Here is a 10,676-nt window from a genome sequence, read left to right on the forward strand (position 1 = left end):
GTCGTGGACGGGGCCCGGATGTGCGGTCAGGCGGTGGCGGGGGCGTGCGTCAGGGCCCAGGCGGCGTAGCCGTGGTGGCGCAGCAGGCTCGCGGCGATCGAGGAGCGGTGGCCGCCTGCACCTCCGGATACCCCCACGGGTATGTAGGTCTTCGACGGTAGAGGCCTTCGGACTGACCTGTCAAATACCCCAGGGGGTATCGGAGGGGTTCCCCTCGGGGTCGGCCGCCGAGCTCGGAGGCTTGCCCGGAAGGGCGACGACAGGCAAAGGTGGGGTAAAGCGCCGGTTGCCTGCAAGGGCCGATCCGCGAAGGTGAATGAAGACATGCGCCACCTCTCCCGCGTCCTGCTGCCGACCGCCCTGCGCCGACGGGCCCGCACACTGCCCGGCCTGCCGGGCGTGCCGTCCCAGCCGCAGCCCGGGCAGCGGGCGCGCGGGCAGCGGGAGCGCGGGCCGGTCGGCCCCGCGGACCCACCGCCCCGGACGCGCGAGGACGAACTCCTGGACGCCCTGCCGGACGCGGTCCGCGACCAGGGCCTCCTCGCCGTCGTCAGCGACACCCTGCTGCCCGCCGACGTCCGCGCCGCGAACCTGCACGCAGCCGTCGCGGCCATGGAAGCGGCCGGCATCCCCTACGGACTGGTGCCCGAGCCCGGGCCGGCCCGCCGGCTGGCGATCGCCCCCGACGACCGGGCCCGGGCCGTCGAGGCGTGCGCCGAGGCCTTCGCCGGCCGGCCCTTCTACGCACGGCTCCTCGGCGCCGGCGGCGGCAACCTCGGCGACGTCCTCGCCGAAGCACTGCCCCGGGCCCTCGCCGACCGGGAGACCGACCGGCAGGTCGGCGGGGTCCGCCTGTACCGGCGCGTGGTGACCTCCGGGCGGACGCTCCGCCACGGCCCCGAACTCGGCTGCGACCTCGACTTCTGGACGCCGTCCGCCTCCGGGCAGGGAGGCGTCGCCTCGCTCCGCGAGACCCCGTACGGCTGGTGGCTGCCCTCCCTGCAGGCGACCGCGGTCCGGCGGATCGGCGGGCGCGACTGCCGCGTCCTCGACGCCCTCACGGGCCGGTTCCCCCACGACATCGACTTCCCCGTCGACGCCGTGATCAGCTGGGTGGACTCCGCCGACCCCGCATGGCGCCGCAGACGCGAGCAGGCCGGAGCCGCGGCGGAGGCCGGCCGCCCGCACGGGGTGGACGACGCGGAACACCGCTACCGCGACCGCGGGGAACTGCGCTACTGCCTGCGCTCCATCGCCGCCCACGCACCCTGGATCCGGCACGTCTTCCTCGTCACCGACCGGCAGACGCCCCCCTGGCTGGCCGCCGGCCACCCCGGCATCACGGTCGTGGACCACCGCGACCTCTTCGCCGACGCCGACAGCCTGCCCGTCTTCAACTCCCACGCCATCGAGAGCCAGATCCACCGGATCCGAGGCCTGTCCGAGCACTTCCTCTACTTCAACGACGACATCTTCCTCGGCCGCGAGCAGCAGCCCCAGCACTACTTCCTGCCCTCCGGGCTGCCCAAGGTCTTCCACGACCGGCGGGCCGTGCCCCCGAGCCCGCCGGGTGCGGACGGGGACGACGACGTCTTCAGCGCCTCCCAGCGGGCGACCCGGCGGGCCGTCGAGGAAGCGGCCGGCCGAACGTACCCGTACATCCTGGCCCACACCCCGTACCCGCTCAGGCGGTCCTTCTTCGCGCGCGTCGAGAAGGCCCTGCCGGGCCGGCTCGACGCCACCGGCCGGTCGGTCTTCCGCAGCGCGACCGACCTCGCGCCCGTCACGCTCGCCGCGCACCTGGCCCTGGCCGAAGGCCGGGCCGTGGAGGGCGAGCTGACCCACGCGTACGTCGCCACCGACCAGCCCGAGGCCGGGGAACACCTCGCGGACCTGGTCCGCCGGCGCGACGCCGACGCCTTCTGCCTGGCCGACGACGCCGGGACGCAGGTCCCGCAGGAGCGCCAGCAGCGGACGGTCACCGCGTTCCTGGAGGCGTACTTCCCGGTGCCGTCACCGTACGAGCTGCCGTAGGCCTTCCCTTCCGGATCCCGATCAGGGGCCGAAGTGGACGTACGAGGCCCAGGCCAGGGGGCGGTAGGGGTCCTCGGCGCGGATGCGGGCCACCGCCGCGTGCAGGGCGTACGGGGTCCGGGAAAGGTCCGGGGAAGCGGCCGGTTCGCCGTCGGCGCCGACCGCCGCCAGAGAGCCGTACAGTTCGTCCGCCACCCGGCGGGCCGTGCCGTCGCCGACCGTCCACAGCGTCGAGACGACCTGCCGGAAGTTGCCCAGCAGCAGCGCGCCGGCCAGGTGGATCGCCTCGTTCGGCAACTCGACTCCGCCCAGAGCCGTCTGACAGGCCGACAGCACCGCCAGCTCCGCCGCCGGCAGGTCCAGCCGGGCCAGGTCCCCCACCGTCAGCGGTCCGTCGTGCAGGTACAGTGCCCCCCGCCCGGGGTCGGCGAGGTCCTGCCCGCCGTGGCAGGCGAAGTGGACGCAGCCGTGCGAGGGCAGCAGCTCCAGCACCCGGGCCCGCGTCGCCCCCGCGTCCCGAAGCACCGTGTGCCGCCCGGGGAAACGGCCCCGCAGCGCCTCCGCCTCCGCACGGACGCCCGGCAGCGGCTCCAACCCGGGCGCGTACGACGGCCGCTCCGACACCGCGGCCGCCAGCAGCCGGTGCGCACCGCCGCCGGCGGTGCCCGCGGCGCGGGCCCGGCCCAGGGCGCGGAGCGTCGGAATGTAGGAGGACACCACTCGCTCCACGACCGCGTCGTCCGGCCGGTCGTCATCGGGGTCGTGGTATCCGGCGGCGTGCACCGGGAGCAGGGCCAACGGGCCCGTCGCGCACCACCACAGGCGGCGCCCCCGCCAGGCGCGGGCCTCGGGCGCGTCCAGCACCGGCGCGGCGACCGCGTCCCACAGCCACTCCAGCGTGTCCAGGACCGTCTGCTGGACCGGGCCGGCGGAGGCCCCCGGCCGGCCCAGGCGCTCCAGGGCCGCCAGGTAGCGCTCCGTCCGGGCCTGCGCGTCCTGCGCGTCCAGCGCCGGCAGCGGCACCACGCGGACCCGGCCCGGTGTGACGACCAGGGCGTCGCAGCGCAGCCGGCTCACGTTCACCAGCACCAGCGGCCCGCCCGCGGCCGCCTGCGACAGCTCCGCGAACGGCATCGGCAGCATGAAGTACCCGAAGCCGGGCCGGGTGCGGATGTCGGCGACCAGTGCGTCCCACTCCCGGGCCGCCGCGCGCCGCCGCCGGTCGCCGTCCTCCGCGGCCCGCCCGAACGGGGCGAGCGGCACGGGGTCCTGCTCCAAGGCCGCCCGCAGTGCGACGAGGCGCCCGGCCGCCTCCGGATGCGCCCGCGCCAGCTCGGCCGGACCCGTACGGGAGTCCAGGGCCTGCCCCCACAGGACCGCCCGCCCCTGGTCGAGGAGTTCCACCGCCTGCTCCGGGCGGCCGCACGCGAGGGCGCAGGCGGCGGCGTCCGTGGCGGCGTGCGAGCGGGGCGCCAGCAGCCGCTCGCGGTCGCCGCGCTCCAAGCCCCGCCAGGCCGCCGCCGGCAGCAGGGCCACCGCCTCCGCGTAGCCGGTCGCGGCCCGCTCCCAACCGGCCAGGCCGTCCGCGGCGCGGTCGGCGGCGAACCGGCCCCCGGCGAGCGCCGCGTCCAGACGGGCCTGCGGCGGAGAAGTCGGGCAGCGGGCCGCGTCCGCGTAGGCCTCCAGGGCCCGTACGGCGTCCCGCTCGGCGGCGTCGGAGTCCCCGGCGGCCCGCAGGGCGCTGCGGTCGGCGAGCATGCCGGCCAGCGCGGCGCGGGCCTGGGCGGTCCGGGGCGATTCAGACGGCAGGGCGTCGGCCGCGGCGGCGGCGTGGGCGATGGCCGCGTCCAGGTCGTCGGCGCCGCCGTGCAGCCGGGCCCGGTCCCACAGGGCGAGCGCGAGGTTCGTCCGGGCGGTGCCCGAGGGGTCCGGGCGGCCCCCGGCTGTCGGGGCCCCGCCCGCCGCGCCCGCGGAGGCGCCGGGCGTGCGCTGCCGGCCCGGCTGCCGCTGCGGATCCGGGTCGGCGTGCAGGGCCAGCGCCCGGCGGCCCAGCTCCACCGCCTCGTCGAGGTCGGCCGGGCTGCCGTGCAGCAGGTACCGCTCGCGCAGCCGGTTCGACAGGTTCGGCAGGGCCGAGTGCAGCACGCGCGCCGCGGCCGCCGCCGACATCCGGCCCGCCACCTCCACGACCTCGCGCCCGAGCCCGATCGACCGCTCCAGGTCGGCCGCGTCCCCGACCGCCCGGTGCCGCAGGGCCAGCGTCGTGCCCAGGGTGGCCAGCCGGGCGCAGTGGGCGGCCCGGTCGCCCTCGCCGCCCGCCTCCACGGCGCGCTGCGCCGCCGCCACCGCCTCGTCCAGGTCGGCGCGCGCACCGTCCCGCTCGAAGCGGCGTACGCAGGCCGCGGCCAGCGCCGACAGCTCAGGCCCCCGCTCCGGCTCGGCCTGCAGCAGCGCCGCCGCCGCGTCGCCGCCCGCGCGGCGCAGCTCGGCCGGGCCGGCGCCCGGCATGCCGAGCACCGCGCGCAGCTGCCGCAGGTTGGTGCCCGGCCCGTACGCCGCGGAACGCAGATGCCCGATCGCCGTGTCGAGGTCGTCCGGGCGGCCCTCCCGCTCGAAGCGGCGCAGCAGCAGCGCCCCGACCCTGCCCCCGGCCTCCGGTCGGCTCGGGTGGCCCTCGGGCATGCCTTCCATGAGCCGCAGCCCCTCGTCCAAGGCCTGTTCGAGAACGTCCGGGTCGCCGGTGCGGTCGTAGCGGGCGAGGGCGGCGCCGAGACGGTGCAGGTACGGCACCACCGCCCCCGAGCCGGCCGGCCGGCGCCCCGCCTCCTCGGGCGGGACCTCCGGGGAGCTGCGGGGCGGGATCACCCGCGCCCCCTGCCAGACGCCGCGCAGGCCCTCCTCGCGCACCCGGTCCCGCTCGCCGATCCGGGCGTCGACGGTCGCCAGCAGCGCGCGGGCCGACTCCGCCCGCTCGTCGCCGTCCGGGAGGCAGGCGAGCAGCCCGGTCAGACAGGACCGGGCCTCCCGCAGGTCGCGCGCGCTGTCCGTCCGGCCCTGGCGGTGCACCAGGGCCAAGGCGAGGTTCAGCGCGTTCAGCAGGTACTCCTCGGACGGCGGCCGGACGAGTGCCAGCGCCCGCCGCATGGCGTCCACCCCCTCGTCGAGGTCGGCCGCCGCGGCACCCGCGTCGGTGCCGGTGCGGGCGCGGCAGCGCCACAGCAGGTTCTTGCCGAGGTTGTGCAGGCAGTGCCAGCGCAGCTCCCCGTCGGGCGGAGGCTCCAGGCCGGTGAGTTCGCGGTACAGGGCGATCGCGGCATCCAGCTCGCCCGGATCGGGGGAGTGCTCGTAGCGTGCTTCGGCCGCCTGCGCCCGAGCGAGCAGCAGCCCGGCCCGGTTGCGGGGGTCGGCCGTGCGGGCCAGGCGGGCGGCCACACGGCCGTACCGGTTCGCGGCCTCCAGGTCCGCGGGATCCCCGGTCCCCGTGCGGTGGCGGGCCAGCAGCGCCGTGCCCAGCTGCGCGGCGAGCGGGCCGCGGTCCGGGTGGTCCTCCGGCAGCTCCTCCAGGGCCGGCCCGAGGAGTTCGATGCCGACGTCGCGGACGAGGGGGTCGGCGTCCGGCCCGGCCTCCTCGGCCTGCCGGAGAAGCCGTACGGCCTCCTCGGCCCGCTCCACCGCGTCCGGCAGTGCCGCGGCCCGCGGCCCGGGGCGTGCCGCGGCGGCGGGCAGCCGGGCGCGGCGCAGCCGCAGTCCGACCAGCCGGGAGCCCCAGCGCGCCGCCTCCGCGCGGTCCTCCAGGCCGCCGGGTCGGACGGCCTCCTCCATCAGGGCGATCAGCGCGTCCAGGTCGGCCGGGTCCCCGGTCGCCTGGTGCCGCTTGTAGAGGGCCGACGCGAGGCTCTTCAGCGCCGGGGCGCGGGACGCGGTGTGGGCCTCCGTGCCGGGCGCGGTGGCGGCCACCAGCATCGCGATCGCCTCGTCGAGGTCCTCGGGGCGGCGCGTGTGGCCGTACCGGGCGTGCAGCGCGCCGCCCAACTGGGCCAGCGCGTCGATGCGTTCGGGGTCGGGGCCGGATCCCTGCGGGCGGACGGCGAGCAGCTTGCGGCAGACCTCCACCGCCTCCGCCGCGGCGGCCCCGGTGTTGCGGCGGGCGCACTCGCGGGTCAGTGCCGCCGCCAGGACCCGGAGGAACAGCTCGCGGCCCGGACCGGCTGCGGGGGCCTGCCGGAGCGCGGCCCGCCCCCAGGTGAGCGCCCCGTCCAGGTCGCGGTCCGCGCCGGTGCGCTCGTACCGCTCCAGCCATCCCACGGCGGCGACGAGCCGTGCCGGACCGCAGTCCGGATGGTCCTCGGGGAAGTCGGCCAGGGCGTGGTGCAAGGTGACGAGGCCCGGCAGGTCGTCCTCGCCGGCCTGCCGGGCCGACTCCAGCAGCCGGTTGGCGGCGCGGGCCCGGCTCATCGGATCCGCGCCGCACTCCACCGTGAGCTCCCACAGGCGCGGCTCCACCGACTCGGGCGCCGCGTCGTGCAGCAGGCCGACCATCGCCACCGTCGCGGCGAGGGTGGGAAGTTCGGCCCGCCGGTCCAGGGTGCCCGTCCGCGCCAGCAGGAGCCGGCCCAGGTGCAGGGCGGCCTCGGCGCGGACCGGCGCACCGGGCGGCGCGCCGGCCGCCGCCTCCAGCAACTCCTCGGCGTCGTCCCGGAGCCGGGGATCGTCGAGGGGGCCGGGACGGCCCGTCCGCGCGAACTCCCCTACGGCCCGGTCGATTCGCTCCCGCACACTGCCCCGCCGACGCCGCCACATGCCCCAACGACCCTTCGTCACCCCTCTTACGGTAGCCGTGTGTGGCGACGGGGTGCCAATCGGTAACCTCTGCCGCGGCGGCCCGCGTTCCACGGCGCGGGGGAGAGGAGGCAGCGGGCGATGGCCCAGCAGGAGGAGCCGGCCGGAAGCCGGGCGGAGGCCGGAGCGGGCAGCGGGGCCGCGGTTCCCGGCGAGTCCGAGGCGCTGGCACTGTGGTGCGCCCGCCTCGCCGGGCTGCGGGACCAGGCGCGGATGACGGGCGTCGGGGCGCGCCTGGAGCGGGACGCGGACCGGGTCCGGCAGGGCGGGTCCGCGGTGCGCGCCGTGCGCAAGTGGCTCCAGGAGGAAGGGGATCCGGGCGGCGGGGCGGACGGGCCGCGGCGCAGCTGGTCGGACGGCGGCGGCGCGGCGATGGCCGGCTTCCCCGGCTCGCGGCGCGCGCCGTCCGCGGGCGCCGGGCGCTACGCCTGCCCGAGCGGGCGGTGCGACCGCGTCGCCGGACGCGACGCCCAGGGCCACGTGCCGGTCTGCCACGCCTACGGGTCCGCGATGCGGCCCGCCCCGCCGCCGGCCGGCGGTCCGGCCACCGGAGCGCCGTGATCACCGGCATCCTGTCCGAGGTCGGCCGGCACGTCAGCACCCGCTGGTGCCGGTCGGTGCTGCTGCCGGGTCTGCTGCTGGTGCTGGTGGCCGCGGCCGGGCGCCGCCTCGGCCACGCCCACGCCCTCGACGCCGGACAGCTCACGGCCTGGGCGGACGGGTGGGCCGGGCGCTGGCGGGGCCGGCCCGCACGAGCCGTGCTCGACGCCGTTCTGCTGCTGGCCGCCGCCGGAACCGCCGGCACGGTCGCGGGAGTCCTCGGCCGGGCCCTCGAACGGTTCTGGCTCCAGCCCTGGGAGACGGGCGCCCGGAGGCGACGCCGCAAGGTGCTGCGGGAGGCCGGACGGCGCGGCGGCGGCGTCGTCGAGGCGTACCTGCCGCGGCGCCACACCTGGATGAGCGACCGGGTCCGGCTCACCGAGGCCCGGATCCGCGCCCAGTACTGGTTCGATGCCGCCGCGGCCTGGCCGCGGGTGTGGCTGCTCGTCGCGGACGAGGTGCGCCAGCCCGTCGTGGCCGCCCGGACGGTGTTCGCCGAGGCCGCGGTACTCACCGGCTGGGGGCTGCTGTACCTGCTGGTCGGGGTGTGGTGGTGGCCCGCCCTCGCGATCGGCGGCTGCGTGGCCGTCGCCGGCTGGCTGCGCTCGCGGGCGGCGCTGGAGGAATTCGCCACGCTGATCGAGGCGGTGCTCGACCTGCACCACCGCGCCCTCGCCGAATCCCTCGGTGTGGCGACGGGCCCGGCAGCCGTCACCGAAGCGGAGGGCCGGGCCGTCGACGACATCCTCCGCAAAGGCGGCTGACCCCCGCCCCCGGCCTCCACCCGTCAGGCCGCCTCGGCCGGGGCGGGCGCGGGGTGCGGCCGTGCGGCGGCCGCCGGGCCCGGGGTGGGGGCCGGCAGGGCGAAGACGCGGAGGAAGAGCTGGGCGAGGGGGCCGATGGCCAGGGCGTACGCGACCGTGCCGAGGCCGACGGTGCCGCCGAGCAGGAACCCGGCCGCCAGCACGGTGAGCTCGATGCCGGTCCGCACGAGGCGCACGGAGCGGCCCGTGAGCCGGTGCAGGCCGGTCATCAGGCCGTCGCGGGGGCCGGGGCCGAACGCGGCGGCGATGTACAGGCCGGTGGCGGCCCCGTTGAGGACGACGCCCGCGGCCAGCACGGCCACCTGGGCCGCCGCGCCGCGCACGTCGGGCGTGAAGGCGAGCGTCGCGTCCATGGCGAGCCCGACCGCGAACACGTTCGACACGGTGCCGAGGCCCGGCCGCTGCCGCAGCGGCACCCACAGCAGCAGGACGAGCGCGCCCACGGCGACCGAGACCGTGCCGATGCTCCAGCCGATCCGCTCGGCGACCCCCTGGTGGAAGACGTCCCACGGGCCCAGTCCGAGGCCCGCCCGGACCAGCAGCGCCGAGCTCGCGCCGTACAGGGCGAGGCCCGCGTACAGCTGGAAGAGGCGGCGGGGGAGGCGGCGCGCGGACCGCGCGCGGGTCGTGGACACCGGAAGGGCCTTTCCGTCGGGGGGAGGCGGCCACATGCGGCCGGGTCCCACCGTCGGACACCACCGGCCCGCGCGGAAAGGGCCAATTCGACCCGACTGGACTTGCTTTTCCGGCCTCGGTCGCCTGCCACCCCCGCCGGCCCGCACGGCCGGTCCGGCCCCGTGACAACACACACATTTTTGTGTTGTTTCGTCCGTTTTGGTGAATCCTGGTGGACGACCACGCCGGAGGCCCCGCATCGCGGCCACCGGCGCACCGATGCCACGGGAGAGACATGCGACGCGTACCACGCCTGATCACCGACTGGCGGACGGCCCTGCCCCTTGCGTGCGGGGCCGCCGTCCTCGGCTTCGGCGGCCTGTACGCGGCCGGCCTCGCCCACGCCGGCGACACCATCGCCGACGGCACCCGAGTCCGCGGCGTGGACATCGGCGGCATGACCCGCACCGAGGCCCAGGCGGTCCTCGACCGCGAACTCGGCCCCGAGGCCGCGGCGCCGATCCCCCTGCGCATAGACGGCCGCGCCGCCCAGGCGGCCCCCGCCGCCTTCGGCCTGTCCCTCGACACCCGCGCCACCGCCGAGCGCGCCGCGCGGTCCGGCTCCGACCCGTTCACCGTGATCGGGCGCCTCGTCCTGCCCGCGCAGGAGCGCGACCTCGAACCCGTCATCCGGACGGACGGCGCCGCCGCGGCCGCCGAAGCCGAGCGCCTCGCCGCCCGGACCCGCACCGCCCCCCGCGACGGGGCCATCACCTTCCACGACGGCACCGCCCGCGCCACCGCCCCCGCCGCCGGAGTCGCCGTCCGTGCCGGGGCCGCGGCGGACGCCGTCCGCACGGCCTACCTGGAGCCGCGCACGCAGCCCGTCGCCGTGCCCGTCGTCCGCACCCGGCCGGCCGTCGACGCAGGCGAGACCGAGCGGGCCATGGCCGAGATCGCCGAACCGGCGATGTCGGGTCCGATCACGCTGACCCTGGCCGGCAAGCCCGTCACCCTCACTCCCGAGGCCATCGGCCGCCACCTGAGGATCGAGCCCGGCGACGACGGCGTCCTGCGGCCCGACCTCGACGCCGAGGGGCTCCTCGCCGACCCGGACGTCGCCCGGCAGACCGCCGCCCTGACCCGGCCCTCCCGCGGCGCCGTCCTGGAGGTGGACCCCGCCACGAAGCGCGTCGTCGTCGCCGAGGACGGGCGCAGCGGCATCCAGGTCACGGCCAAGGCGCTTCGGGACGCCGTCCTGCCACTGCTCACCCGGACCGGCGCAGCCGCCCGCACCGGTGTGCTCGCCGCGACCGAGATCCCGCCGAAGATGACCGCCGAGGAGGCGCGCCGCCTCGGCATCCGCGAGCAGGTCTCCTCCTTCACCGTCGAGTTCCCGGCGGCGCCCTACCGCAGCACCAACATCGCGCGGGCCGTCGAGCTGATGAACGGCTCGGTCGTCAAGCCGGGGGAGACCTGGAGCTTCAACGGCACGGTCGGGGAGCGGACCGAGGCGAACGGCTTCGTCGACGGCATCATGATCAAGGACGGCCGGTACGTGAAGTCGCCCGGCGGCGGCGTCTCCGCAGTCGCGACGACCATGTACAACGCGGTGTTCTTCGCCGGCCTGAAGCCGCTGGAGCACGGGGCGCACTCCTTCTACATCGAGCGCTACCCCGAGGGCCGCGAGGCCACCGTCGCCTGGGGCACCCTCGACCTGCGCTGGCGCAACGACTCCGGCCACGCGGTGTACGTGCGGGCGAG

Annotated in this window: 6 protein-coding genes; 4 read left to right on the forward strand and 2 right to left on the reverse strand. The window is 77.7% G+C overall.

The features are described 5' to 3' along the window. Positions 1–324: 324 nt before the first annotated feature. Entirely contained in the window at positions 325–2,034 is a 1,710-nt protein-coding gene (locus tag EF903_RS20750; protein WP_125545350.1) for a stealth conserved region 3 domain-containing protein, read from the forward strand. Positions 2,035–2,055: 21 nt separating this feature from the next. Here EF903_RS20750 and EF903_RS35905 read toward each other — a convergent pair whose 3' ends face one another. After that, a complete protein-coding gene (locus tag EF903_RS35905) occupies positions 2,056–6,855 on the reverse strand; it encodes a CHAT domain-containing protein (protein WP_125545352.1) in 4,800 nt (1,599 codons plus the stop codon). A 99-nt stretch (positions 6,856–6,954) separates the two neighbouring features. Here EF903_RS35905 and EF903_RS20760 point away from each other — a divergent pair, with 99 nt between their 5' ends. Continuing rightward, entirely contained in the window at positions 6,955–7,434 is a 480-nt protein-coding gene (locus EF903_RS20760) for a hypothetical protein (RefSeq protein WP_260615684.1), read from the forward strand. Next, positions 7,431–8,237, forward strand: coding sequence for a hypothetical protein (locus EF903_RS20765; RefSeq protein ID WP_125545354.1), 807 nt, complete (start codon positions 7,431–7,433; stop codon positions 8,235–8,237). Before EF903_RS20760 ends, EF903_RS20765 begins: the two co-directional genes overlap by 4 nt. Before the next feature lie 23 nt (positions 8,238–8,260). Here the strand turns inward: EF903_RS20765 and EF903_RS20770 are convergent, their stop codons facing one another. Further along, positions 8,261–8,932 (reverse strand): YitT family protein, encoded by a 672-nt coding sequence (locus EF903_RS20770; RefSeq protein WP_125545356.1) that lies wholly within the window; start codon positions 8,930–8,932, stop codon positions 8,261–8,263. Positions 8,933–9,207: 275 nt separating this feature from the next. Here EF903_RS20770 and EF903_RS20775 point away from each other — a divergent pair. Further along, positions 9,208–10,676: VanW family protein (locus EF903_RS20775; RefSeq protein ID WP_125545358.1), on the forward strand; the 1,469-nt coding region annotated here is incomplete at its 3' end.

The sequence above is a fragment of the Streptomyces sp. WAC05292 genome (assembly GCF_003949955.1).
Lineage (GTDB): Bacteria > Actinomycetota > Actinomycetes > Streptomycetales > Streptomycetaceae > Streptomyces > Streptomyces globosus.

Coding starts and splice junctions, on each gene's coding strand:
- EF903_RS20750 (WP_125545350.1), top strand. CDS start 325: ATGCGCCACCTCTCCCGCGTCCTGCTGCCGACCGCCCTGCGCCGACGG.
- EF903_RS20760 (WP_260615684.1), top strand. CDS start 6,955: ATGGCCCAGCAGGAGGAGCCGGCCGGAAGCCGGGCGGAGGCCGGAGCG.